Raw genomic sequence first — 26978 nt, 5'->3', positions numbered from 1 at the left:
CATGGGTCGATCCGAGCCGACGGTGACGGCCCAGGAGTGGGACGGGGACGCGCCGGTGGCGTTTCTGCGAGACTATCTCGCGGAGCGGTACGCCGACCATCCCGACGCGACGGTCCTCTCCAAGCGGATCGACGAACATCTCCCGACGTTCTGGGAGGCCTTTTCAGCCGTTTACGGCGATGGCCCCGAAGCCGCCGAGTGGGCGATCCGCGCCGTCGATGCCGCGATCGAGGGCTACGAGGATCGCGACGACGGACTCCGTGAACTGGATCAGGAACGTACCCGAGATCCCGACTGGTTCCAGCGGCCCGACCACGTCACGTACATGGCCTACGTCGATCTGTTTGCCGGCGACCTCCAGGGCGTCCGCGAGAAAATTCCCTATCTGAAGGAACTCGGGGTGACCTACCTGCATCTCATGCCGCTGCTGGAACCCCGAGAGGGACGCAATGACGGCGGGTACGCCGTCACGGACTACCGATCGGTGAATCCCGACCTCGGCACCATGGACGATCTCCGAAAACTGGCGGCGGATCTCCGGGAGGAAGACATCCTGCTGTCGCTTGATTTCGTGATGAACCACACCGCGCGGGAACACGAGTGGGCACAGGCCGCCCGCGAGGGAGAGGAGCGCTTCGAGGAGTTCTATCTCACCTTCGAGGACCGGACCAAGCCCGACCAATACGAAGAGACCGTCCCGGAAGTGTTCCCGGACTTCGCGCCGGGGAATTTCACCTACAGCGAGGCGATGGACCGGTGGGTCTGGACGAGCTTCTATGACTTCCAGTGGGACTTAGACTACGGGAACCCGGACGTCTTCGTGCAGATGCTCCAGGAGATGCTGTTTCTCGCGAACGTCGGGACGGATTCGCTGCGTCTCGATGCGGTCCCGTTCCTCTGGAAGGAGATGGGGACGGACTGCCGGAACCTGCCGGAGGCCCACGAGATTCTGCGGGCGTATCGCGCCCTCGTGCGAATCGCCGCGCCGGGCGTCCTGTTCAAAGCCGAGGCGATCGTCTCACCCGATGAGACGATCAAGTATCTTGGGACCGGCGGCCACGAGGGCGAGGAATGTGAGATCGCCTACGGCGCGCCGCTGATGGCCCACGCCTGGCACGCCCTCGCCAGGGAAGACACCCGGCTGCTCTCTCATGCCATGAGGGAACTCCCGCCGACGCCGGGTTCGGCGACCTGGCTCAACTACGTCCGGTGTCACGACGACATCGGATGGGGCCTCGACAACGGCGACGTCCGGGCCGCCCTGGGGCGTGATCCGACCGGCGAGCGCCGGTTCTGTGCGGACTTCTACGCCGGGGACACGACCGACAGTTACGCTGAAGGGTACCGCTTCCAGGTCGAGGAGTCGACCGGCGAGGCTCGTACCTCTGGGACGATGGCGGCCCTGACCGGCCTCCAGCGTGCCCGGATCGAAGGCGAAGACGAGGATGTCGAGATGGCCATCCGGCGCGGCCTGCTCCTCCACAGCGTCGTCTACGCGATGAAGGGAATGCCCTTGCTCTACAGCGGAATCGAACTCGGCCAGCTCAACGACTTCTCGTACCTGTCCGATCCCATCAAAACCGACGACAACCGCTGGGTCCACCGACCGTCCTTCGACTGGGACCGGGCCGCCCGTCGCGAGACGGACGGAACGGTCGAACAGCGACTCTTCGACGCGATCGCCGCCCTCTCGGAGGCCCGTAAAGGCCTGACACCGGTACACGCACAAGGCGAGGTGCGCGTTCTCGACGTCGGTCCGGACGAGATCTTTGTCGTCGAGCGCGTCTTCGAGGGCGAGCGCCTGCTTGCCCTCGGGAACTTCTCGGGAGACCCACAGGTAGTCTCTCTCGGTGCGCTCGCGGACATCTGGAACCGCGGCGGGCTGACAGATGTCCTCAACGGGGACTCGGCGGTTTTCGCCGACCGGCGGATCTTCCTGGCGCCCTATGGCTACCGATGGTTCCAGCCCGATCCCGAGTTCGAACCCGGCGATCCCGTCTCGACCACCATCGAGGTCGATGTCGAGACGGACTGGGGCGAGAACGTCTATCTCACGGGAAGCCTCGACGTCCTCGGCGGGTTCGATCCCGACGAAGCTGTTCCGATGGCTGCCGAGGAGTATCCGACGTGGACAGCAGCGATCGAGGTCCCCGAGGGAACGTACTTCGAGTTCGAGTGGCTCATAAAACGCGACGGCGAGGTCATCGAGTGGTCGCCGGATCGGTACGGCGCGAAAGCCGGCGAGGGAGCGATACTCTCCGGGCTGGATCGGCCGTAGGCTGGTTTTCGGACCTCGTCTCGTTCGAGGCGGTTCGTTCTCGTGACGTCGGCCTTCCGCTGTGTCTCTCAGATGGGTCCAACGGTTGGGTGCACACATTCGGAAACCAGTCTATCACGACGTCTCTGCCAGCAGTAATTCGACGCCGAAGACGGGTGTTACTGAGCGTATTATTACACTGTTGTCAGTACCGATTCCGGGTTGAACGGCCCTTTCGCCAACACGGCATCTTCCCGATTGACAGGACGTGTCTGCGACCGGCTGATGGACGGGTACATTGGTCCCGCCACAGTTTCAATTCTTGAAAACGACACGGAATGATTATTAGAGTCGCATAAAATCATTTATTATGAGAAGGTCCCCCATTACTCCATATACGGATGCCCTCTGGTGGATGATGGACCAGATCAGCGTCACCCAATCAGTCGAGCGGAAGGTCATCGCTGCGGTCGTGATTCAGTTCTCGATTTCGGTAACGCTGGTTCTCGTATCGCTGGTTTTCGGTGGGCTGGTCCGGATTGCGCTCACGGTCGGTCTACTGGGTGTCGCCGCCATCGCGTTCATCAATACGATCATCATCACGCGCTGGGACATCATCGAGCCGATCGAACGACTCGAGACCCACGCGAGTTCGATTGCCGAGGGGGATTTCTCGACGGATGTCACGCGGGTCGATCAGGACGACGAACTCGGCGATCTCACCGACGAGTTCGCGGATATGCAAGCGTATCTTGACGTCGTCGCCAGACAGGCTGACGCGCTCGCGCGTCAACAGTTTGAGGATGAAGTACTCGATCAAGACGTTCCAGGCGATTTCGGCGCGTCATTACGAGAGATGAAGGAGAGTCTTACGGAGTACGCCAGGGAGACGCGGGAGATGACCGAGCAACTAGAACGTCGGTCTGAGCGACTCGACGAGTTGGTCACGGCATTCGGTGGCGCTGCAGAGCGCGCACGCGACGGTGATCTCACAGCGACGATCAACGAATCCGACTTTCAGTTCGAAGACGAGGCCTACCGGGACGTCGTCGACAATTACAACGCACTGATCGGGACGCTCGCGGAAACGCTCAGAGACGTGGTCGGCTTCGCCGAGCGTGTAGACATCGCCAGTAACGAGGTTGACGCCAACGTCACAGCGATCAGCGACGCAAGCGAAGAGGTCGCCCGTTCCGTCCAAGAGATCAGTGACGGGGCCGCCGATCAGACTGAACAGCTCCAGACGGCCTCGGAAGCGATGAACGATCTCTCGGCGACCGTCGAAGAGATCGCCGCGTCCGCCGACGGAGTCGCCGGAACCGCAAGCACGGCTGCCGAGCGCGGCCAGACCGGCCAGGACGTCGCCAGCGAAGCCATCGAGGAACTGACTGTTCTCGAAGCGAGGATCGACGAGACGGCGAACGCTGTCGAACAGTTAGCGGCGGACATCCGCGAGATCGACGAGATCGCCACGTTCATCGATGAGATCGCCGCCGAGACAAATATGCTTGCGTTGAACGCCTCAATCGAGGCCGCCCGCGCGGGCGAGGCAGGCGAGGGCTTTGCCGTCGTCGCCGGCGAGATCAAAAGTCTCGCCGAAGAGACGGCCGACGCAGCGGGCGACATCTCCAATCGAATCGAGACTGTTCAGACGTCGTCTGCTTCGACAGTCGCGGACGTCGAGGACATGACCGAGCAGGTGGGAACGACCGCCCATTCAGTACGAGATGCCGTCGAAAACTTCGAGGACATCGTCTCGCTCGTCGAAGATATCGACAGCGGCCTCCAGGAGATCAGCGCGGCGACGGACGATCAAGCTCAGACCGCCACCGAGGTTGTCGATCTCGTCGATGAAGTCGCGTCGATCAGTGAGCAGACGACCACTGAAGCCGGGGACGCCTCAGCCGCGGCCCAACAACAGACGGCGACCGTCGAATCAGTCACTGACGCCATCGAGGGCTTGTCGACCGATGCTGCGAGACTCTCTAGGCGTCTGGAAGCGTTCACTGTCGAACCCTAAACGCTGACAGGCCGGATGGCCACCGGCAGCAGATTCCAACGACTGATCGCGGAAGCTCAGCACTCCCGGTGGCGATCGGGTGGTGACATTCCGGCTCGCTGTCCCGATTCGCCCAAGCAGGGACGACAGTTTTGCTCTTCGATCGTCGACTCCCAGTCGGAGTCATCCTCGCTCAGGCTAATCTATCGGCTCGTGGTCATCGCCCCGGTTACGAGCACGGCCCGACTGAGCCCTCGGGGCCACATTCGAAGAGCCGCCCGCGAGAAGAGCATTGGGAATCGAGCCGCTAGATAGCTCTCTTCCGTCTTCCACTGCCCTTCCGGCTCGTTCGATCGATGATGTTTCCTCCCTCCGCTTGCATGGAGACAACTCGGGTATGAATGCATTTATCGCCGGAGATCTCTCGAGAGTGAGAGAACGTGCGCGTCCGCCGATACGATAGATGGCGCTGCCGAACGACACTCTCGTCTCAGGAATTGTTCGGCAGTGGCTCGTCGGCGTGCCAGTGATTGTGGCCCTGATCGAACAGCGTCGGCGTCTCGAAGACGGCCAGCGTCTCGACCTCGACGGTGACCGCGTCGTCCGAGCGGTCGACGAGTAAGTCCTCGCCGGAGAACAGATCGTGCGTGTCGACCGGCAATCGGAGGTCGACCCAGTGGGGATGATCGGCGAAGTTGATGACGACGACCCGTTTTGCCTCGCCCGCGTCGCGGCCGAACACGAGTACGTCGTTGCCGGCCTCGGTCCGGTGGGCCTCTCTGACAAGATCCGATTCGGGACCCAGGACCGGCGAGTCGTGATAGAAGTCGATCAACGACGAGACGAACTCGAAGTGGGCCTCGTCGTACTCGTCCCAGTTCATGAACGCGCGCTTGTAGGGGTCAGCCTTGATGTCGCCCGTCTGATCATCGCGACCGAAATACGGACTCTCACGGCGTTCCCCGTACTCCGTGATGAGGCGCTCCTGGCCGTAATAGAGGAACGGGACGCCTGGGAGCGTGAAGGCAGCGGCAAGCGCACCGCGCTGGGCCGCCGCGGGATCCGCACGGTGACCGTGGGTTTTCGCCTCGTAGTAGAGTCGGGACTCGTCGTGGTTCTCCGTCGAGTTGATGAGGCGGGAGTACGCCGGGAAACCGTCGTTTTGCCGCACCTCGATCGCGCCGATGAGGTCCTTGGGCGGGCGCTCACCGCGAGCGACTGCGTGGGCAGTCCGCATGAACTCCGTCGAGTCGAAGTGCAGATCGAATTCGGATTCGCCCATCTCCGGAATCCGCGGGATCGACTCGTCGAGCCAGAGGAAGGCGTCGTCCTTCCCGCGAGTCAACTGCCGGGCCTCCTTCCAGAAGGAGTGGGGGACCCCCCACGCGATGTCACACCGGAACGCATCGACAGTGTCCGACCAGAAGTCCACGACGGCGAGGATATGCTCCCGCAACGCGAGATTGCCGAAGTTGAGGTTCGGGTGCAGACGGACGTCGAAGAAACTCGTCTGGGCCGGCGTGGAGTCGATACCGTTGGTCCGGGACTGGCGGTCGAACCAGTCGAAGTACGGCGAGTCGGTATCCCAGGCGTCGATCTCCGGGAACGTATAGGGATCGTCGGGTTCCTCACCCAGTTCCGCGATCGTATCCTGCCAGTGGTTGTGTTCCCAGCCGGCATGGTTGACGACCAAGTCGAAGGCCACCTTGATGTCGTGATCGTGGCATTCCTCGACGAAACGTTCGAAGTCCTCGATCGTCCCGAGATCGTCGGCGACGGCGAAGTAGTCGCTGGCGTCGTAGCCGTGGGGACCGCCCGGCGGGGTGTCGACCGTTGCGCTCCAGGCGGGGACGATCGGTGTCAGCCAGACGAGATCGACGCCCAGCTCGTCGAGGTACTCGATCTTCTCGGTGAGGTATTCGAAGTCCGTCGCGCCCTTCTCGCCTGCGAACGATCGCGTGAATATCTCGTAGACGACAGCGTCATCGATCCACTCCGGCGGACGATTCGGGAGGTCGACCGCCTCGGCGTCCGGGTCGAGGACGATCTCGTCAGTCGTCCCCAATCGCACGCCGTCGTAGGGAGCGGCGAACAATCGCGTCGGTCCTTCGAGAGCCTCGACCGGGATTCGGGCAGTGTGTCCCTCGACGGCGATGTCCTCGCGATCGAGGGCCGCGGCGTCGTGCGGGCGGAACGTCACGTCGAGATCCTCGGGGACGGCGTAGCTATCCGGAGCGAGTTCCGGGTTCGACTCGACCACGAACTCGTCGGCGTCGGTGTCGTAGTGTCCTTCGAGTTCGATCCGCGGCGGTCCGCCGGTCGTCTCCCGGGCGTCGGTCGGAAGCTCGCCCTCGATGTCGTAGAGCTCGTCGCCGTCCTCGGTGACCGGCGGCGGGAACACCTCCATTGTCAGCTCGTGGGTGCCATCAGGTGCGTCGAGTTCGAAGACGTACGTTCCCGGCCTGTCCGGCTCGAACTCGGCAGTGTTGTGATTGCCCTCGTCGTACTGCTCGGCCTCGTCCTCGAAGGGGGTCGGCGCGTACTCCAGCCCTGCCTTGCTCCCCGCCGGCTTCTCGGCGAGTCGCCAGACGAACTCCCCTTTCTCGTAGGGACCTGGGTCGCGTTCGGGCGCCCCCGCGATCGTTGGTGCGAGGTTGTCCCTGTCGTAGCCGTGGGCCATGTCGACGAAGATCGGATCGACAATGCTCTCCCCCAACTGCACGAATCGTGGCGGACCCGGATGATGGTCGTCGGAAGCGTCATATACTGTCATTGTAATAACCACATCGACGACAACAGGTGTCGATAATTATTCCGAGTGGCTGGAACGGTGTTAACTTTTACCGATGACCGCCGTGGGAGCACAGAGCACAGGTAGCCCCGGTGGCACAGATATTTTTAACATCCGTACCAAACGAATAGACGATAGACATGCACCATCCCGGACCACCTCGTTTCCTGGCCGTCGGGGAATCGACCGAACTCGCCCCCCGAGATCCCGACCCGTCTGGCACCTACACCTGGCGTATTGAAGACGCGCCGGACGGGAGTTACGCAGTGCTCGGCGACGATCCCGTCGAGACGTTCGTCCCCGACGTCCCAGGGGTCTACACCGTCGCCCTCGCGGCACCGGACGGGACACACGAACTCACGCTCCGGGTGTTCCCCGCCGACATGGCGATCGACGAGGAGGTGGCCCAGCCCGCCACGAGCGGGCAAAGCGGCGCGAGCGGGATCAGCGGTCGCTCGGGCATGAGCGGATACGGCGAGCGTTCCGGCTCGGGCATCGGCTCCGGACTGGGACGGCCCGAACCCGGCGAGGCGCGCCCGCGGCTCACGCTCGACGCCGAGCGAGACGGTGACAAGATCGTCCTGCAGGCACGTCCACAGACCGAACCACACCGAGGGGCACCGCCTACCGATCTCGACGTCGAGTTCTACGTCGATGACCGCGACGAACTCGCCGGACACACAATCGAGGGCCAGAAGTTCCGGATCCCGATCGACGCAATCGACGAGGCGGCGCGCGTCCACGCCATCGCCGTCGGCGACCAGTACAGCGTCCCCGACTCGGTTCGAATCGACGGCGACGGCGCGATCGAACGGCTCAACGACCCGCCGGCCTGGAGCACGGAGATGACGCTCTACGAGATCTACGTCCGGGGCTATGTCGATCCCGACCCCGGACAGACAGTCTTCGGGGCGATCGCCGAGAAACTCGACCATATCCAGGATCTCGGCGTCGACACGCTGTGGTTCACGCCCGTCCTCCAGCACGACGGCAACGAGCACGGCTACAACATCACCGACTTCTTCTCGATCGCCGACGACCTCGGCGGAGAAGAGGCCTTCCGGGAACTCGTCGCCGAAGCCCATGACCGGGACATGCGCGTGCTGTTCGACCTCGTTCTCAATCACTCCGCACGGGACCACGAGTTCTACCAGCGCGCGCTGGCCGGCGACGAGCAGTACCTCGAATGGTACGACTGGGAGGATCGTGAGGCCCGCGAGCCAGAGACGTACTTCGACTGGGAACTGATCGCGAACTTCGATTACGAGAATCTCGAAGTTCGGCGGCACCTGCTGGACGCCGTCGAGAAGTGGGCCGGCGTCGTCGATGGCTTCCGGTGTGACATGGCCTGGGCCGTACCCCAGCCCTTCTGGCAGGAGATACGGGAGACGGTCACGGAGATCGACGACGACTTCCTACTGATGGACGAGACGATCCCCTACGTTGCGGACTTCCACAACCTCTGTTTCGACGTCCACTTCGACGCCGGGCTGTACTTCGACCTGCTGCAGATCGGCCACGGCGATCAGCCGGGCGAGGCACTCTTTGGCTCCCTGGAGAGTCGCTATCAGATCGGCTTCCCGGACCACGCTGGCTTCCTGACGTACATCGAGAACCACGACGAGGAACGCTACGTCTCGGAAGTCGGCCACCACGCCGTCAGGGCGGCCGCGACGGCGACGTTCACACTGCCGGGCATCCCGATGATCTACGCCGGCCAGGAGATCGGCGAGCGACAGCGCCGCGGGGAGACCCACTGGGGCCACACTGACGAGGATCTACTCGACTTCTATCAGCGACTCAGCCGAACGCGCGAGGCGATCGAGGCGCTGGGTGGCGACGCTGAGTTCGAACCGGTCGAGACCGACGCCGACTCCGAGCAGGTCGTCGCCTACGCCCGCGAGAACGACGATCGGTACGTCGTCGTGTTGAACTTCGGCCACGAGGCGGTCGAGGTCGGACTCCCAGGGGAGACCGTCGAGCCGGTCGACGAACTGGCAGACGAGACCGTGGCCGCCGAGGGCGGCGTCCACGTCGAAAACGCCGTGATACTGCAGGCAGCGTAAGAGCGTGCCTCCGGCTACGAGACGCCCCACGCGTCGTGTTCCTCGACGACATCCGTCGTTTCTTCTCCATCGTACCCGTCGAAATCGGAAACCGTCCCCCGGCACTGGTGGACGACAGTAATCCGGACCGTCCCGCTTTCAACGTGCCAGCGGAGCGTATCGCCGTCGTCGATGTCGAGTTCGTTACGGATGTACGGGGGGATGTTCGTTTGGTTCCCCGACACTGTACTCTCTGCATCGACGCGGTCGCTGTCCATACACGACTGTTTGTACACTCACTGATGAATAATAGTGTGCGAGCACACTTCGTAGACGGTCAGCCAGCCAGGGATTCGCCAGCGGCTCCTCAGGCCCGATCGGCGTCCCGTGTCACGTCGGCGAGTCGGTCGGCGACTGCGGGCTCGAGTTCGGATTCGCGCATCCGCCAGCGCCAGTTGCCCTCGGCGGTCCCGGGGAGGTTGAAGCGGTGTTCGTCGCCAAGGCCGTGGAAGTCCTGGAACTGTGCGAACGTGATGACGGCCGGCGTCTCCCAGACGGTTTCGATGACGTCCCAGTTGATCGCTCCGCCCTCGTAGTCGACGGCGAAGTGCAGACACTCGCGCTGTTTCTGCGAAAGATCGTCGACCCAGCCGACCGTCGTACTCGTGTCGTGCGTGGAGGTGTAAGCGACGGAAGGTTCGTCGTAACTGGCCGGATGATGGGTTTGCTCGGCGTCACACCAGTCGGCCATCCCGGCCACGCGCATCCCGGGGAATTCGAAGGCGTCCCGGAGTTGGCGTGTCGCGTCGGTGATCACGCCCAGGTCCTCGACGACGATCGGGAGCTCCCCGAGCTGGTCCCGCACGGCCTCGAAGAAGTCCCGGCCCGGTCCCGAAACCCACTCGCCGTTCATCGCGGTGTCCTCCTCGGCAGGGACCTGGTAGTAGCTCTCGAAGCCTTTGAAGTGGTCGATCCGGAAGACGTCAAAGCGATCGAGCAGCCCCGCAAAGCGCGTCACCCACCAGTCGTAGTCCCGGTCGGCCAGGGCCTCCCAGTCGTAGACGGGCGTACCCCAGAGCTGACCCGTATCCGAGAAGTCGTCCGGCGGCACCCCGGAGACGTAGATCGGCTCGCGCTCGTCGTCAAGTTTGAAGATCTCGGGGTTGGCCCAGACATCGACGCTGTTGGTGCCGACGTAGATCGGCATGTCGCCGACGAGGTCGATCCCGCGGTCGTGGGCGTAGGCCAGCAGATCGGCCCACTGGCGATCGAAACACCACTGGCAGAACTCACGGAACCGAACGTCCTCGGCGAGTTCCTCACGATAGTGCTCAAGAGCATCGGGGTCGCGAAACTTTATGTCGTCGGGCCAGTCCATCCAGGTGTCAGCCTCGAAGTGGTCCGAAAGCGCCCGGAAAAGCGCGTAATCGTCGAGCCACTCGGCGTTCTCACTCCGGAAGGACTCGAAGGCCGCCCGTTCGTCTTCGTCGGCACCGTCTTGAAAGCCTGCGAAGGCATCACGGAGCGCACGCTGCTTGAACGGGCGGATGCGCTCGAATTCGACTTCGCGGTCGTCGAAGGTGGGCCGCTCGGGGTCCTCAAGCCAGCCCGCTTCGACCAGCGGATCGAGTTCGATAAACAGCGGATTGCCGGCGCGTGCCGAATACGCGGAATACGGCGAGTTGCCCTGGCCCGGGTCAGTCGGGCCGATCGGACAGGTCTGCCAGAGAGACTGCTCGCCATCGACGAGAAAATCGACGAATTCGCGGGCCGGTCCGCCGAGTGTTCCGATCCCGTCAGGACTGGGGAGCGACGATACATGCAGGAAGACGCCGCTTTGTCTTTCGAAGGACATATTCGGTGGTTTGTCCGGGGAGAACTTCAATGTAGGACATGCCGACGACGTGTCGAAGCGAAATATATTGACACCACTGAAATACGGGTTCCGAGGAGATTGACCACACTAGACGGGTGAATTTCTATCCACCACGACGCTTATGTTGTCGCCGAAAATATATTTACAACAGGAGTATTACTCAATGAAACAGAACTCTATCACTCTCCTAGAACAGGAGACCAAGCGACTTCTGGAGTGGCACGCCGGAGTGGTCGATCGACACGACAGCCCCTCAGGCCGCAAAGGGGGCCATCGCCCGCCTCGGCGCACACTACAGGGAAGGGTGCATGGAAGTCGGGTTCTAGACCCCGGTGCTCATCGAGGCGGTACGACCTGCTCCTCCCCGAGGACGAACAGAGCTACGCCTACACGCGAACGCGGGGCGACCTGTGCGTGCTGGTCGTGCTCAACTGGTCGGAGGACCCACAGAAACCCGGTCTCGATACGCAGGTGTCCGGAATCCTCGATTCCGAGCAACACCCATCCGACGACCTGAAACTTCCAAGCGGGAGCGACGACGCCGTCGGAACCGATCTCACGACCCTCGAAATGCGTCCCTGAGACGGGGGCGCCTATCGGCTGGCCCGAGACGCAGGATTTCGATCGTTTGGCCGTCCAGAGTGTTCTATCTCGTGGCCGGAAACAGACCAGAACTCCGAAACCAGTCAACCTCGACTTGTCTTCTCACCCAACCGCGACGTGTCTTTGAAAATTGCGTTGGTCCGCCATTTCACCCAACTGCGATCCGTCTCCGCACGCAACCTCGGTCGGTCTGCTACTGCGTGTAGGCGTCCAGGAGGTACTCCCGGACCATCCGGCGGGTGTGGTAGTAGGGACCGTTGAACGCGATCGTCTGGCGCATCATCTTGATCCACTGCTCGCGATCCTCGTAGTAGGTCGGGATGACCTCGTTCTCGAGTTGGTTGTACAGCGCCATCGCGTCCTGGCGGGTTTCCTCCTCGTCGGTGGTTTGGTCGGGCGTGCTCTCTTCGGGGGCCGGGCCGATCTTCCAGCCCGTTTCGCCCTCGATGTGTCCCTCGACCCACCAGCCATCGAGCGTCCCGAGTTGCGGGATGCCGTTGTAGGCGGCTTTCATGCCGGAGGTGCCACAGGCTTCGAGGGGCCGACGGGGATTGTTGAGCCAGACGTCGACGCCCGCGGTCAGCTTCGCGCCGACCTCCATATCGTAATCCTCGACGTACTGGGTTTCGATGACGTCGTTGAGCTGCCAGGCGTTGTGGAAGATGTCCCGGATCTTCTGCTCGCCGTTCTCGTCGCCGGGGAAGGCCTTCCCGGCGAAGACCAGCTGGATGTCCCCGACGTTCTCGGCGATGTGCCGGAGCCGATCGTTGTTGTAGAAGACCAGGTTTGCCCGCTTGTAGGGGGCCGCCCGCCGGGCAAAGCCGATCGTCAATGTCTCGGGATCGAGATCCGACCCCTCGCGTTCGTTGATGAACTCGATGGTCTCGCGCTTCTGTGTCTGGTGGGCGTCCCACAGTTCCTCGTCAGGGAGCACCGTCGCGTGCTTGAACTTGTAGGGATTGGCCCGCCAGCCCGTGATGTGCTCGTCGTAGAGGTCGCCGAAGGCATCGCCGATCCAATAGGGGACGTGGACGCCGTTGGTGATCGCGTCGATCTCGAAGTCCGGGAACATGGTCTGTGAGACTTCCTGGTGCTTCTTGGCGACGCTGTTGGCGTGCGACGAGAGATTCAACGCGAGCAGCGACATGTTCAGCCCCGCCTCGTGGCTGAACGGCCGCAGCTCGTCGGGGGCGACGGGATCGGTGACCATCTCCTCGACCATGCCCCAGTCGAATTCGTCGTGGCCGGCCTCGACGGGCGTATGCGTCGTGAAGACGCACTGCTCGCGAACCGCCTCGGCGTCCATGTCGTTGCGGGCGAGCAACTCGGCAGTGAGGAAGGCGGCATGGCCCTCGTTCATGTGATAGGTGTCGACCTCGAAGCCGAGTTCGTCGAGAATTCGGGTCCCGCCGACCCCGAGGACGAGTTCCTGGGCGAGGGTGAAATCTTCACCGTGCCCCGGCGCGTACAGCCGCTTGGTGTACTGTCGAGCGTCGTCGTCGTTATCCTCGACGTCCGTATCGAGGAAGATCACTGGCACAGTCTCCTCGCTCTGCTCGGAGACGACATCGTAGCGCCAGGCCGTCACGGTTACGTCGCGGCCATAAATCTCGACCGTCACCTCGACGTCGAGAGGCTCAGCATGCTCCTCAACCGGCCACGGGTCCGGATCACTGATCTGTGACCCATCCTCCTCGAGAGTCTGTTTACAGTAGCCCTCCTCGTTGAGCGGCGTGACACAGACACCGTCGACACCCAGGTCGGCGAACGATCGGATCGTATCTCCCGCGAGCACACCGAGCCCGCCACTGTAGGTGTGCAGGTCGTTCTCAATCCCGATCTCCATCGTGTAATACGCGATTCGGCCTCGCACGTCGGAATTCCCTGTCGGAGAATTCATTTTATCTACATAAAGTATACTGCCTCAAAAGCGTACTGATTTTCCCCAGATTATGGGATCTCATTCATAACTAGTATTTTACAATTTTTCTGAATACCACAATACAAAGGCAGCATGAGTCCTACCAGATATATTATTTATAATGGACATAAAGAATCTTTAACCGCCGCTATCATCGGACATTGAAGTCGGGGTTCGTATCGGGATCGAGTAATCGGTCTGAAGGGCCCATCCGGAACGAATGCAGTCTCTCACAGGCCCCAGAATGCGGCAATCCCCAGCGTGGTGACGACGAAGATCGCTTGCAGTGGCGCGCCCGTCCGCACGTAAATCCGAACTCGTAGCCGCCCGGTCCGTAGACGAAGAGGTTCGTCTGGTAGCCAATCGGCGTCATGAAGCCGGTCGAGGCGGCGAAGGTCACAGACAGCACAACGACAAAGAGTTAGCCCCGAGAACCACGGCAGCCTCGACAGCGACGAGTATCATCAATACCATGCTTGCGATGTGCGAGATGACGTTCGTCAGAACGCCGTCACGATGTAGATCAATCCCAGGACGCCGATCGGCGGAAGCGAGAGCTCGACAGCGACGATCCCGACCGTCGCCCCGGGTTGTCGGGTCTCGTCATCGCCGGTGAACGCTCCGACTTTCCGGCCGAGGATCTGGATCGCGCCGGTCCGCCGGATGCCTGCGCTGGGGATGAACATCACCAGAACGGATATCGTCGCCACGCTGGCGAACCCGCTGAGTCCGCACTCGACGGCCGTCACTTCGCTTCCGGGCGTACGGAGGGCGTACACCGGGTCGGCGAGCTGTCCCCAGTCGACGAATATCGTCGAGACTGGCTTGACGACCAGCAAAGACACTATAATCCCGATCGCAGTCACGTCTACGGGGACGAGCTCGGTGACGAACAGCACCAGCGCTAGATGAGAGGGAACGCGACGGCCATTCCGGGATCAAGGCCGGCAAGCGTGGCACAGAGAAACAAACGGATCGGCGAGGACAAGCTCTGTTCGGAACCGACTCGACGGCAGGACGTGATAGACAGCTTTCGGGTCGTGGAGTCGCTTATCGGAGTACATTCCGACGTGTGTCCTCCGAGAGAGAAGTCGGGCCAACGGCGTGGGGACTGCAGGATTCACACTCATAAGAGACACCGCCATCGTCGTAGCTCCAGATCGCCGCCCCGAACAGGAAGAAGGCGTCTTTCTGCCGACGTGCAACGACGGCATCGGCCTCGCCGCCGCAGTTGGGACACCAGTCTTTGTCGGCGGGTTCCTGCCAGATTAGTTTGTGACGGCCAAAGGTTGCGTCGTCGACGGCCTCGGATTTCGACGTTTCGATGACCGCTTCCGGCGGAATGGGAGCAGCCTCGATCTGGTTGTCATATCCACTGTCAACCGCCGTCGACGACGAGAGGTACGGACCGACTTGCACTCGATTGTCCCGCCCGACGAAGCAGACCGTCACCTCGGCATTTGTTCCCGTAATGTGGACCTCGTTACCCCAGCCGATCACAGAGACCGTCAAATCCTGTGTTGTCTCCCGGACGCGGATCTTGTTTTTTGCCCCGCGAATCAAGACCCCGTTCCGTGGGTCTCGTGTCTCCCGGGAGTGTTCCCATCCCGTCAGCGTCACGTCGAACCCGTCGGACCCGGCCGTGGGTGTCGCAGTGCTGTCGTGAAACACCTGTTCGGCCCCAGAGGCGTCGAGGCTGTCGGTAGCATCGTGGGCGACGAAAACGTCTTCGACATCACGGATAACGACATCGCCCGAAACGTTTTCAACATAGCCGTCTTCCAGATCGCCAGCGATCGCCTGCTGGACGGTCGGCTCCCCGGCCGTGGTTCCGGTGGCGGGAACATCAGTAAACACGTACTCGGCATCTTCGATATATAGCGTCCCAGCAACGCTATCGGGTCCGACGAAGACATCTTCGGCTCCGCGGAGTCCCGCCGGCGTCTGCTCGATACCCGAGAGGCGAACGTCGCCCGAATAGCGGTCTGTCGGTGCGTTCCAGTTGGTCATCTTCGAAGCTCCGAATTGTCTCAACGTTCGGAAGCCGGCACTTGAAAGGCAGACATCTCTTATCGGCCTGAGTGTCCGATCGGGTAGGCTGGTATCGGTCGGTTGGCCCGACCTGCCAGATCAGGCTGGTCCCGACCGATACCCGACTGATAGTGAATACTGTTGGTCTGTTCCACATCGACCGCACGCAGTTGTGCAGTCGTCGCGGTAAATCGCTACAGTAATCACGATGAGTCAGGACGGGGCCGGAATACGAAGATTCATTATTCATTGGACAATGCACCGTGAATATGCATCGACGCACGTTCCTTCGAGGAACTGGGGCACTCGCGCTCAGTGGTGGGATCGCAGGCTGTAGTGGGCTGTTGGGGTCGACGGAGCCACCGGCGAGGAAGGCGTGGCTGTTCGAGGATGTCGCCGTTGACGACACACAGATGACGATCGATATCGATTCGAATCCACGGGTCGAGTCCCGGAAAGAGCCGACCCAGAACGCTGGCATCGTCGGAATGGTCTCGGCTGGGCTCCCGATCGGCGTCGCACGAGGGGCAAAAGGAAAGGGCGCCCGGGGAAGTGGCGGATATAAGAACGCACCGAGCCACCACCGCCATGGTCGGTGGGCGATCTGGCATGGCAGCGGGCACCGTTCCTGGCGAGATGATCACGAGGACGAACTCAGGACGTACCCGGCGACAATCGCAACCTTAGGAGTTGCGTACCTCGGAAGCGACGCTGCATACGAACAGGATCCACCCGGACCGGGCCCGGGAAACGTCAGCTGGGATCGAACCTGGGAAAACGTCTCCGATGGCGCGACAAAGACCGTGGACCTCTCCGAGATTTCGCCTGCCGGGAACGTCCGTGAGGGGTGGTACCGCGTCGGGACGGAATTGAACGCGGAAAATACCGGGCTGGATTTCGAGTGGCAGAGCGTCGACTTCGAGGTCGACAAGGAGTTGGGGACGGAAGTCGATAAGGCCTGGTACGTTGCCCCGCGTGTGTGAGAAGATTTTGGTAACCGCCACGACGGTGGAGGCAGAGCCGCAGTCAGAAGTCCGGATCCGAAAGTCCCCGGTCACGAGTCTCGCGATCAACGAAAGAGAGATGTCAACCACAGCAGAAGGGTGCCACTGATGGTTCGCAGGGTAGTGACGGACAGGCGCGTCACGCTCGGGCTGACGTTCGTGGTCGCGTTCTGTTCGATCGCGTACGAGCTCGTCTACTCGGAGCTGTTGACCGTCTTCTATGGCGGGACTGTGCTGCGGTACTCGATCACGATTGGACTCTACCTGTTCTCGCTCGGGGTGGGGGCACTGCTCTCGACACATCTGGATGACCCGGTCGAGAACTTCCTGCGGACGGAAGTGTACCTCGCAGTCGCCGGACCCGCGGGTGCAGGCATCATAATCCTGCTAAATTCGTTCCCGGATGTAGTATTCGCGGGCAAGCCGGCGATCACGCTCGTGGCGGCCCACGTGCCGATCCTGCTAGTCGGCGTGCTCTCCGGGTTCGAAATTCCGCTGTTGAACGAACTCCTGGCCGACCGCGAACAGACGATCTTCGCCGCGCTCGGTCGGATCTATCCCCGGTCGGTTGTCCGACGGGTGCTGGGAGTATGTTTCGACGTATCCGACGCCAACCACGAGTCGTTCTCGGAAGTGCTCGGCGTCGACTACCTCGGGAGTCTCGCGGGGACTGTCGTCTACGCCCTGGTGTTGTTTCCGGCGTATGGCCTGGTAGTGACGGTACTCGTGCTCGGCCTACTCAATGCCCTTGGGGCGCTTACGTTCGCAGGGTGGGTGTTGTGGGGACGGTCCTGGACAGCGAGCGACAGTCGAACTGACTTCGGTGCGAGCGGCAACCCGGGAAGTTGGCGGCCGCTGCTGGTTGTCGGATTGCTGTTGACCGGGGCCTACGCGGGGCTGGTCGTCAACGCCGGCGCGGTCGATCGGGCCGTGACCGGCGCGTACATCGGTGATCAAATCGAGAGCGAATATCGCCCGGGTCAGGCCGAGGTGGCCGTCGAGTCGTTTACACGGACGCCATACCAGCGAGTTACCCGCTATGAACGGACGATCACCGGCCGGCAAAAAAGCGAAACCTGTCTGCGGCTCGATCAGGCGATACAGCTGTGTGACAGCTGGGTCGACTCCTATCACAGCGGACTGGTCGACGTGCCGATGAGTACGTTCGAAGATCCGACATCGGTGGACGTGCTCCTCGTCGGCGGTGGCGACTACATCGCCGTCGACCATCTAGAAGAGTACGGCGTCAGCATCGATCAGGTCGACATCGACGGGACGTTCATGCAGATGGCCCGCAATCACCAGTACCTGGGGCAGTTCAACGACGGCGCAGAGACGTACGATCGGTTGAACACGACCGTCGGCGACGCGTTCACGTACCTGCGGCGGACCGACGACCGTTACGATCTCGTCATTCTGGACGTTCCGGGTGTGCGCTCGGACGATTCCATGCGGCTGTACTCGACGGAATTCTACCGCCTGGTGAAGCGCCATCTCACCGAGGACGGTATTGCCGTCACCTGGGCGTACTCACCGTATTTCCACGGCCAGCATCACAAGTCCTTCGTGAATACTCTCAGGGCGGCCGGGTTCGACCGCCATCTACCCTACTCCGTCTACGAAGACTTCGACGGCGACAGCGAGCGCGAGCGAGGTGAACGGTTCTATCTCCTCTCGGACGACACGACACCGACACCCGACCTCTCGCGTGCGCGAAGTGCGTATCTCGACGCCACAGCCGAACAGTACGACGGCTGGAATTGGCAGTTCCTGACGCGGTATCGCGGTGTCGACCCGAACAGCGTCTTCAATCCAAACTACGACATCATCGTCGAGAAATGACCCGATCCACCCTCCAGTTCGTCCACAGTGCCGAGCCACCCTCGACGGACCTACGAGTCTTTGATTCACTAACGACCCGGTTTCTCGGGACGACGTTTCGGTTCCGCGTCGTCGGGAGTTCACATTACATCAGCGCACCGGCGTATGACTTTCATGAGCTGTCCTCCTGTGAGCCGGTGGCGGCCAAGGCCGTCGAAACGATCCGTTTGGACGGCCCACAACAGGACGACAACCGCGAGTGCAACGAGGCAACCACCAGCCTTGGGTATGAGACGGACGCCCTCCACTGTGAAACGATTATCGAGCGACGGCCCCTGTCAGCGTTTCCCGCCGACGCGTCGTTCGACCTCGCCTACTGGTTCGGGGATGATGCCGCGACGACGGTCAACATCCAGGCGGGCGGCTACGAAACCTACCACACCTATCCAGAATTCGATCTGGCGCTCTATACACAGACGATATTCGACGCCGTGCCGAACCCGCAGGAAGTGGATCGGGAATTCGGCGAGCAACAGCCTGTAGGTCAGCCGACCGATTGAGCCAGTTTCAGTCGGTCGATCCGTTCCGGTTCGCTTCGAATATCGGTATGTATTTGTTTGACAGAGAAGAGAGTGACAATCTATATATTGGAGTCATCCTACAGCGGTGGTATGTCTGACGGCTACGAACTCGGGGGTGGAGGCCACGGTGATCCGGGATCCGGATCGTCGGACCTCACTCGGGAGTTAAATATCCTCCAGCTTTCTCCAGCTGAACGTCGAGCGGAGGGGATCGACGAGCGGACAGTCACTGAGGCGTTTCTGGCAGTGGCACGGCGAGGCAGTGCCGAACAGAAGGATCTTCGCGGGATCACACTGCCGGAACTCGCCCTCGACCGACAGTACATCGACGGGACAAACAGACACCCGATCGATCTACGGAACGCGACAGTCGAGGGAACGATCTCGGCCGCGTTTGCGGCGATCGACTTCCCGATCCGTCTGGACGGCGCGACGGTGGGCGAAATAGACATCAGGAACGCAGAGTTTGGGGGGCGACTATCGGCAACGAACCTCACCGTTACCGGCGAAGTCGACGCCTTCGAAGCTCGCTTCGACGGGAACGTGAGTTTCGACGGGGCGACCTTCGAGGGGCCAGTTCAGTTCGACGACGCAGTCCTCGACAACGATGTGGCTTTCGACGGGGCTACCTTCGAGACGCAGGCCGCCTTCAGGGGGGCAGAGTTCCACGGCGATTCGAACCGGCTCGATGATAACACTAGCTTCACCGATGCCACGTTTCGCGGCCGTGCGGATTTCACACAGGCGGAGTTCGGGTTCGTCCACTTCGAAAACATAACCTTCGAAGGAAGCGCAGTCTTCGAGGAAACGAAAGTGTCGGGAGACATGGAGTGTTCCAACACCGTTTTCGAGTCAGTTGCGAATTTCGACGACGCACGATTTGGAGAAGACACGGATTTCGAGGCGGTAATCTTCGAGGAAAACGCGAGTTTCCGGGGAGCGGAATTCACTGGCGGTCAGCGGGCGCTCGAAGCCGATTTGACATTCGAAGAGGCACAGTTCGGCGGCGAGGCGACCTTCCGCCAGGCAACGTTCCGATCGGCAACCTTTCAGACAGCGCGTTTCGACGAGCGAGCCGACTTCGAGAACGTGGCCTTCGAAGGTGACGCCACGTTCGCCGATGTCATATTCGCGACCGAGGCGGATTTCGACGAGGCGTTGTTCGGCGGTGACGTGGACTTCTCGGACGTCAGATTCGAGGGAGAGTGTACGTTCAGAGGGGCTGAGTTTACCGGCGATGACGACTTTCTGGAGGAAGACGCGTCGTTCGTGGGGGCCTATTTCGGGACCGACGCACACTTTCACAACGCCGAATTCACTTCGGCGGCGTTTACAGACACCTTCTTCGGTGGGAAAATCGACTTCAACGGCTGTACTGTCCACGATCGGATCGACTTCCAGGCGACACAGATCGACGGCGACGCGTACGTCGACTTCACGAAAGCCTCGATCAGAGGCGGCCGAATCGGCCAGCCGGCCGAGGGATGGGTCCGGTACGACATGACGCTGGCAAGCATCGGTGACCTACGGCTGACCGTCGAGCGTGAATCCGACTCGAAGGAACTGCTGGATTACTTTCGGTTCTGCCGGACGGAATTCGACGAGTTCTCGGATTTCGAATTCAGCTTCAGTGAGCATCGGGATTATCTCGACCGCAACAGCTGGAAGCTCCACACCTTCGACGAACCGCCCGAGGCAGATCCAGACTACGCCCTGGAGATGACGCCGGAGGTGATCGAAACGACATATCTCAAGGCCAAGCAGGCCGCCGCTGAGGCCGGAGACATGAAAGTCGCCGGCGAGTTCCGCGTCAAGCGCCAACAGCACAGCCGCCGGAAGAACCTCGAAGTCGTGCGGGACCAAACAGCCGCCTTCTCGACGCGGATCAAAAACGCCGGCCGGGCCTTCGAGAATTTCTTCCTCGGTGCGACGTGCGGCCACGGGATGCGGCCGATCCGAATCGCGCTGGCATTCGTCGTCGCTCCAGTCGTGTACGTCTTCCCGTACGTCTTCGGCGGATCACTGTTCCAGACAGGTGCCGCCGACGGCCAGCAAATCGCCCTGGCAAACATCGGGCACGCGCTCTCCCCCGAAGGACTGACGATTCTCTTCGAGAACGCCCGCCTCAGCTATATTTCCTACACGACGATCGGGTACGGCGTAATGGATCCAAAGGGGCCCGTGGCCGTCGTACTGGCGGTCAGCGAGGCGTATCTGAGTGTCATCCTCTCGGCGCTGTTGATTTACGCCCTGGTCAAACGCTCGGAATTATAGCTCCTCGTCGGCGAGCTCGACCGCCGAGACGATATCGAACGGATCCTCGCCCTTCCGGATGCCGTCGAGCAACAGGAACGCTCTATCGGGCGAGAGGAAGTGTCGCGTCACGGCTCGGCCCATCGGCGTCGGGTCCAGTCCGTCGATGAACTCGTACTCCAGAAGTTTCCCGAGGGCGTGTTTGGTCGGCACCTCGCCGAGCATCCGGTCGTTGAGGCGCTTTGTAGCGCTCCCCCCGACGACGACGTTCGCCAGCGTCTCCTCGACCGCCGCGCTCTCGTCGTAGCGGTTTGTGACAGGTTCCATCTCTCCTTTCAGGAGCTTGAATGCGACCTCATCTTCGGTCATCTCCTGACTGTTGTGATAGACCCCGTCGGGTTCGACCAGCAGGTAGACCGTCCCCTTGTCGTGGTAATCGGGCCGGCCCGCTCGCCCGAGCATCTGGGAGAACTCCTGAACGGTCAACCACTCGATGCCCATCGCCAGCGAGTCGAAGATCACCTGCGACGCCGGGAAGTCGACGCCCGCCGCCAGCGCCGCCGTGGTGACGACTGCAGCCAGTTCCTGGTCGGCGAACATCGACTCAACTTTGCCGCGTCGACTGTTGTCCAGGCCGGCGTGGTAGGGCGCCGAGGAGTACTCCAGCCGGCGGGAGATCTCGTGACACCGCCGCCGGGAGTTGGTGAAGATGATCGTCTGGCCGCGATATCCTTTCGAGGATTTCGAGTCGAAAGCCCGTCTGACGAGCTTGTTCTCGATGTCGACTTTCTCGTAGTCGTCGGCGAACGTGACGTGGCGCTCGATCGGCACGGGCCGTTCCTCGAACTCGATGAGTTGGGCGCCCAGCGACTCCGCGAGCGACCCCGGATTGCCGACGGTCGCCGAAAGATAGATCCACTGAGTGTCGCCAGGATCAGTCACCTCACCGCCGCGACCGTCACGCGCTGCCGTCTGCCCGCCTTCTTCGCAGTAGTGCTTCAGCCGTGAAATGAGGCCGTCCAGGCGGTGGCCGCGCTCGCCCTCGCCGAGGGTGTGAACCTCGTCGATGACGACTGTCCCGATATGACCGAGGTTGTGGCCGACCCGCAGGGCGTGGTCGATCCCTTCGTAGGTGCCGACGATCACGTCTGCGCTCGGGTCGAATCCGCCGCCCTCGCCACGGATACGGCTCGATCCCACCCGAAGACTCACGTCGACGATGTCGCCGTACTCCTCTTGGAAGTCCTGGTACTTCTGGTTAGCCAGCGCCACGAGCGGGACCAGAAACAGCATCTTGCCGTCCCCGTTGAGCACGCGGTCGATTCCGGCCATCTCGCCGATCAGCGTCTTGCCGGTCGCGGTCGCGGAAACGACCAGTTGATCCTGGCCCTCGGTGACGCCGTGCTCGACGGCGAGGCTCTGGACCGGCAGGAGTTCGTCGAACTGCGATTCGAGCTTTTGTTGCATCCCCGGATGGAGATTCAACGAATCCGTCGGGACGAGGTCGACGTCCTCGACGGTTGCGCTGATCTCGTCGAACTTGGTGAGTTCTGGGTCGAGTTCGCCCGAGAGGAGGTTCTTGATGCGTTCGAGGTCTTGCACTTCGAGTAGTAGCTCCTCCAGCCGATCGCGGGCCGTCCCCGTCACGTCACCGTGATAGGCGAGTTCGCGTTCGAGTTCGGCGATCGCACAGTCCGGACAGATGTCCTCGCCGTCGGCCTCGATGGCTGTTTCGCTCGTTATCGGCGAGTACTCCCCCGCAGAGGCACAGTACCGGCAGGTCCGGACGACCTTCGCGTCCAGTTGATAGGCGTCGAGCATCTCGCGGGCGACGCGTCGCCCGCGACGAGATGTCTGTTCGGAGACGCGGATACGCTCGGCTCGCCGGGCGAGTTCGACGAACTGATCGGGGCTGCGCAGATCCTCCTGGCTCCCCCGCTGGACCCGCAGGCGGGCGGGTCGAGGACCGGCGTCGGTCTGTTTGACTTCGAGGCGACCGCCCAGCATTCGCTGTCCGTCCCGCTGGACGACCACCTGGAAATCCTCGCCGTCCTCGTGGAGGAACAGCGTATCGACGGCCGCAAGCTGCTCGGACACATCGTCAGTTGGGGCAGGGCGGTACTTGAGTCGCTCGGACCCGGCGGCGGAGACTCCCGGTGCTCGAGGTGAGGACACTCTCCGCGACACGGATCCTTAAGCATCGTGCGCGAGTAGTTCCTACTATGCGACGTTTCCGGATCGGCAGCGCGTTCGGGATCCCGATACAGCTGGATCTAACGTTCCTGCTCGTGCTCCCGCTTTTTGCCTGGCTCATCGGCGCACAGGTCGGGCAGTCCGTCGAGCTGATGAACGAGGTCTGGGGGGCCGGTATCCCCGTCGAACCGCTGTCCAGCGGCCAACTCCCGTGGCTGCTCGGGGTCGCGGCAGCCGTCGGGCTGTTCGTCTGTGTCGTCCTCCACGAACTGGGCCACTCCCTGGTGGCGATGCGTTTTGGCTTCCCGATCTCCTCGATCACGCTGTGGCTGTTCGGCGGGATCGCCCAGCTTGACGAGATGCCCGAAGACTGGCAGAAGGAACTGTTCATCGCGCTCGCTGGGCCAATCGTCAGCGCCGCCCTTGCGGGACTTTCGTACACTGGGTTCCGGCTCGTCCCCACGGGCGAGGCTGTCGGGATCGCCTCGGTGAAGTTCCTACTCGGATATCTCGCGCTGATGAACATCGTGTTGGCAGCCTTCAATATGATGCCGGGGTTCCCGATGGACGGCGGACGCGTCCTCCGGGCGTTGCTGGCTCGCACCCGTCCCTACGCCCGGGCGACCCAGCTTGCCGCCGAGGTCGGCAAGCTCTTTGCCCTCCTGTTGGGTCTGTTCGGCCTGTTCGGCGGGGGTGGACCCTTCCTGATCGCTATCGCCTTCTTCATCTACATCGGCGCCTCGGGCGAGGCCCAGATGACGACGATGAAAGCCGCCTTCGAGGGCGTGACGGTCAGGGACGTGATGACGCCAGTCGATCACATCCAGACGGTCGATCCCGAGCTGTCGGTCGCGGAGTTGATGGAGCTGATGTTCCGTGAGCGTCACACCGGCTTTCCCGTCGTCGAGAACGACGCGGTCGTCGGGCTGGTCACTCTCGAGGACGCCCGCGCAGTCCGGGAGATCGAACGCGAGGCCTTCAGGACCGAGGAGGTGATGACGACGGATCTGAAAGCGATCCATCCCGACGAGAACGCCATGACGGCTCTGACGCAGATGCAAGAGAACAACATCGGCCGACTGATCGTCATGGAAGACGACGAGTTCGTCGGACTGATCACGCGCTCGGACCTCATGACGGCACTTTCCATCATCAAGGAGAGTGGCCGAAACTCCGTGCGGAGCGGACAGTCCCTGGGTAACGGCCGACCGACGACGGTGTCCCAAGAGGACGGACAGAAAGCGAGTCAGGAAGACCGCCGCTTCGAGGACTGAGCTGATGGGGCCGCGTATCAGGCCGGCAGCGAAACGCTACTGGCAGGCTCTCCGCGTCGGGCGTCACGGACGGTGAGTCGCGTCACCGTCCAGGTGATCGGCTCGATCGAGCGCTCTGTGAGGCGGGCCATCGACTCGCGATCGCCACCCCGTGCGATCGTGACGTGTGGGACGTATCCGTCGCCCTCCATGCCTTCGACCGGCGGGAACACCTCAAGAAGTCGCTCGTGAATGCGGCGAAGTTCCGGACTCTCGACGGCGAGGTAGACGACTGGAGAGGGGCCGCTCGTCGCTTCGGCGAAGTGATCGATCCCGGTCACTCGCGCCTCGAAAGCGGGTTGGCCGTCGAGATACTCGCGAAGTCGGGCTGTCAGTCGTGGCACGGACCGATCCTGACCGAGCCGTTTGAGCACCAGCGTGTGCTCGCCGCGGGTTCGTTCTCGGGCCCGTGGCACCTCCCGAGCCAACTCGCTCGCCAGTCGGGCGACCGAGGAGGGGACCGGGACGTTCAGACTGTACACGTTTCTACCCGCGTGACCGAGCAGAATAAGCGCGCCGATCGATCGCAGTCGGGTGAGTCGCCCGGTGCTCGGGATGTAACCGGCCTCAGATCCGATCGAGCAACCACAGCACGATCAGGACAACGATTATCAGTCCGAGCAGCGGGCGGAACAGACTGAGGAGAGCGGCGAACCATCCGAGTACTTCGGTGATAATCTCGATGATGATCCAGACCAGGACCAACACGAGGACGATCTTCAGCAGGTCTTCAACGTCGAGGCTCATATTCGGGATCCACAGGCAAACAGCATAGGCGTTGTGGCGGACAGTGTGGGTGGACACGAGAGGTAGCGCGTCAGATACCCACATGCGAGATCGAACCCGGAAGTTATTAGTATCGCTTACCGGATACTCCGGGGTACATGACGGCGATCCACCGGTTCGACGCGGGTGTGGCCGCGACCGGCGGGTCCGTCTCCCTTCTTCGACGACGACCGGGCCGTTAGGCCCGAATACATCCACATCCAGACCGGTTTCGTATCGCTTTCATCGCCGCCCACCGTCGGGTTTCGGGGCGGTCATCTCTCACCCGACAGCATCCAGTACCCATGCCACAACAGGACGGAAACGGAACGGTCGCGCTTGCCTTCTCGGGCGGGCTCGACACCACAGTCTGCGTACCGCTGCTCAAGGAAGAATACGGCTACGACGACGTCATCGGCGTCACGGTCGACGTCGGCCAGCCCGACTACGAGTTCGACGAGGCCGAGGAGACCGCCGAAGCGCTTGGCCTCGATCACTACGTCGTCGATGCGACCGAGGAGTTCGCTGACCTCTGTCTGTCCGCCGTCGAGGCCAACGCCGACTACCAGGGCTACCCGCTGGGGACCGCGCTCGCCCGGCCGGTTATCGCCGAAGCGATCGCCGACGTCGCCAAAGAGCAAGGGTGCAGCGCCCTCGCTCACGGCTGTACCGGGAAGGGCAACGATCAGTTGCGCTTCGAGGCAGTCTGGCGTGACACCGATATGGACGTCATCGCGCCGATCCGCGAACTCGGGCTCACCCGCGAATGGGAGAACGAGTACGCCGAGGAGAAAGGCCTGCCCGTCGAGGGCGGGGCCGGCGGTCGGTACTCCATCGACACGAACCTCTGGAGTCGCTCGATCGAGGGCTCGGAACTCGAAGACCCCGCGACGATTCCCGAGGACGACATCTACCTTTGGACCGAGAATCCCTCGGGCAAGACGGCCGAACTCGTCGAAATCACCTTCGAGGACGGCACCGCCGTCGGCGTCGACGGAGAAGAACTCGGTTCGGTCGAACTCATCGAAGAGCTCAACGAGCGCGCCGGTGCCCACGGGATCGGTCGGACGGACATGATGGAAGACCGGATGCTCGGCCTGAAGGTCCGCGAGAACTACGAGCACCCCGCCGCGACGGTCCTGCTGACCGCCCACGAGGCCCTGGAAGGACTCGTGCTCACCCAGGAGGAGCGCCAGTTCAAGACCACGATCGACCAGCGCTGGGCCGAGAAGGCCTACGAGGGGCTCATCGACGCGCCGTTGATGGATGCCCTCGAAGGATTCATCGAGGAAACCCAGTCCCGCGTGACTGGGACGGTCACGGTCAAGCTTGAGGGGGGCCATTGCCGCGCAGTCTCGCGTGAATCGGCGTACTCGGTGTACAGCGAGTCGGCAGCCTCGTTCAACGAGGAGGCCGTCACCGGGAGCATTACCCAGGAAGACGCCACAGGCGTCGCGAAGTACCACGGGTTCCAGTCGCGTCTGGCCAATCGCGTCACGGAATCGCTGTCCGACGAGGACTGAAC

The 26978-nt window shown here is 62.1% G+C and carries 18 protein-coding genes and 1 pseudogene; 10 read left to right on the top strand and 9 right to left on the bottom strand.

Annotated elements, in window-relative coordinates; translation table 11 throughout:
- Nucleotide 1: 1 nt before the first annotated feature.
- Complete coding sequence (locus BN2694_RS10610) at nucleotides 2-2278, top strand: alpha-amylase family glycosyl hydrolase (RefSeq protein ID WP_135665007.1); 2277 nt, start codon at nucleotides 2-4, stop codon at nucleotides 2276-2278.
- A gap of 349 nt (nucleotides 2279-2627) precedes the next feature.
- Nucleotides 2628-4277, top strand: a complete 1650-nt coding sequence (locus BN2694_RS10605; RefSeq protein ID WP_135665004.1) for a methyl-accepting chemotaxis protein — start codon at nucleotides 2628-2630, stop codon at nucleotides 4275-4277.
- A 469-nt stretch (nucleotides 4278-4746) separates the two neighbouring features.
- On the opposite strand, the gene BN2694_RS10600 is transcribed toward BN2694_RS10605, so the two are convergent.
- Nucleotides 4747-7029, bottom strand: coding sequence for an alpha-amylase family glycosyl hydrolase (locus tag BN2694_RS10600; protein ID WP_135665001.1), 2283 nt, complete (start codon nucleotides 7027-7029; stop codon nucleotides 4747-4749).
- A 158-nt stretch (nucleotides 7030-7187) separates the two neighbouring features.
- On the opposite strand from BN2694_RS10600, the gene BN2694_RS10595 reads away from it, so the two are divergent.
- Entirely contained in the window at nucleotides 7188-9113 is a 1926-nt protein-coding gene (locus BN2694_RS10595; RefSeq protein ID WP_210408940.1) for an alpha-amylase family glycosyl hydrolase, read from the top strand.
- A 14-nt stretch (nucleotides 9114-9127) separates the two neighbouring features.
- On the opposite strand, the gene BN2694_RS10590 is transcribed toward BN2694_RS10595, so the two are convergent.
- Both BN2694_RS10590 and malQ read right to left on the bottom strand, forming a co-directional pair.
- Nucleotides 9128-9370, bottom strand: coding sequence for an AbrB/MazE/SpoVT family DNA-binding domain-containing protein (locus BN2694_RS10590; protein ID WP_135664998.1), 243 nt, complete (start codon nucleotides 9368-9370; stop codon nucleotides 9128-9130).
- A gap of 89 nt (nucleotides 9371-9459) precedes the next feature.
- A complete protein-coding gene (gene malQ, locus BN2694_RS10585; RefSeq protein WP_135664995.1) occupies nucleotides 9460-10947 on the bottom strand; it encodes a 4-alpha-glucanotransferase in 1488 nt (495 codons plus the stop codon).
- A 435-nt stretch (nucleotides 10948-11382) separates the two neighbouring features.
- Between malQ and BN2694_RS17125 the strand changes: the two genes are divergently transcribed.
- Nucleotides 11383-11550 (top strand): hypothetical protein, encoded by a 168-nt coding sequence (locus tag BN2694_RS17125; protein ID WP_167879922.1) that lies wholly within the window; start codon nucleotides 11383-11385, stop codon nucleotides 11548-11550.
- A gap of 214 nt (nucleotides 11551-11764) precedes the next feature.
- Here BN2694_RS17125 and glgP read toward each other — a convergent pair whose 3' ends face one another.
- The 3 genes and pseudogenes from glgP to BN2694_RS10565 form a co-directional block, all read right to left on the bottom strand.
- A complete protein-coding gene (glgP, locus tag BN2694_RS10575; protein WP_135664989.1) occupies nucleotides 11765-13471 on the bottom strand; it encodes an alpha-glucan family phosphorylase in 1707 nt (568 codons plus the stop codon).
- A gap of 251 nt (nucleotides 13472-13722) precedes the next feature.
- Nucleotides 13723-14391: pseudogene (locus BN2694_RS18240) on the bottom strand (SLC13 family permease).
- A 151-nt stretch (nucleotides 14392-14542) separates the two neighbouring features.
- Entirely contained in the window at nucleotides 14543-15502 is a 960-nt protein-coding gene (locus BN2694_RS10565) for a hypothetical protein (protein ID WP_135664987.1), read from the bottom strand.
- Between the two features lie 290 nt (nucleotides 15503-15792).
- On the opposite strand from BN2694_RS10565, the gene BN2694_RS10560 reads away from it, so the two are divergent.
- From BN2694_RS10560 to BN2694_RS10545, 4 genes are all read left to right on the top strand, one after another.
- On the top strand, nucleotides 15793-16506 hold the full coding sequence (locus BN2694_RS10560) for a twin-arginine translocation signal domain-containing protein (protein ID WP_135664984.1): 714 nt from the start codon (nucleotides 15793-15795) through the stop codon (nucleotides 16504-16506).
- Nucleotides 16507-16635: 129 nt separating this feature from the next.
- Complete coding sequence (locus BN2694_RS10555) at nucleotides 16636-18369, top strand: spermidine synthase (protein WP_135664981.1); 1734 nt, start codon at nucleotides 16636-16638, stop codon at nucleotides 18367-18369.
- Nucleotides 18366-18908, top strand: coding sequence for a DUF2617 family protein (locus BN2694_RS10550; protein ID WP_135664978.1), 543 nt, complete (start codon nucleotides 18366-18368; stop codon nucleotides 18906-18908). Before BN2694_RS10555 ends, BN2694_RS10550 begins: the two co-directional genes overlap by 4 nt.
- A gap of 111 nt (nucleotides 18909-19019) precedes the next feature.
- On the top strand, nucleotides 19020-21203 hold the full coding sequence (locus BN2694_RS10545) for a pentapeptide repeat-containing protein (protein WP_135664975.1): 2184 nt from the start codon (nucleotides 19020-19022) through the stop codon (nucleotides 21201-21203).
- Here the strand turns inward: BN2694_RS10545 and BN2694_RS10540 are convergent.
- A complete protein-coding gene (locus BN2694_RS10540) occupies nucleotides 21198-23279 on the bottom strand; it encodes a DEAD/DEAH box helicase (RefSeq protein ID WP_135664972.1) in 2082 nt (693 codons plus the stop codon). The two genes, BN2694_RS10545 and BN2694_RS10540, sit on opposite strands and share 6 nt — an antisense overlap.
- Before the next feature lie 125 nt (nucleotides 23280-23404).
- Between BN2694_RS10540 and BN2694_RS10535 the strand changes: the two genes are divergently transcribed.
- On the top strand, nucleotides 23405-24649 hold the full coding sequence (locus tag BN2694_RS10535) for a CBS domain-containing protein (protein WP_135664969.1): 1245 nt from the start codon (nucleotides 23405-23407) through the stop codon (nucleotides 24647-24649).
- 17 nt (nucleotides 24650-24666) lie between these two features.
- Here BN2694_RS10535 and BN2694_RS10530 read toward each other — a convergent pair whose 3' ends face one another.
- Nucleotides 24667-25170: a 2'-5' RNA ligase family protein gene (locus BN2694_RS10530; RefSeq protein ID WP_135664966.1), complete on the bottom strand. Its 504-nt coding sequence runs from the start codon at nucleotides 25168-25170 to the stop codon at nucleotides 24667-24669.
- Nucleotides 25171-25255: 85 nt separating this feature from the next.
- On the bottom strand, nucleotides 25256-25435 hold the full coding sequence (locus BN2694_RS10525) for a DUF7554 family protein (RefSeq protein WP_135664962.1): 180 nt from the start codon (nucleotides 25433-25435) through the stop codon (nucleotides 25256-25258).
- 323 nt (nucleotides 25436-25758) lie between these two features.
- Here BN2694_RS10525 and BN2694_RS10520 point away from each other — a divergent pair, with 323 nt between their 5' ends.
- On the top strand, nucleotides 25759-26976 hold the full coding sequence (locus BN2694_RS10520) for an argininosuccinate synthase (RefSeq protein ID WP_135664959.1): 1218 nt from the start codon (nucleotides 25759-25761) through the stop codon (nucleotides 26974-26976).
- Nucleotides 26977-26978 lie beyond the last annotated feature (2 nt).

It is taken from the genome of Halorhabdus rudnickae (assembly GCF_900880625.1).
Lineage (GTDB): Archaea > Halobacteriota > Halobacteria > Halobacteriales > Haloarculaceae > Halorhabdus > Halorhabdus rudnickae.
The sequence above is the reverse complement of the archived record's forward strand: the minus strand, read 5'-3'. Positions and strand labels throughout refer to the sequence as shown.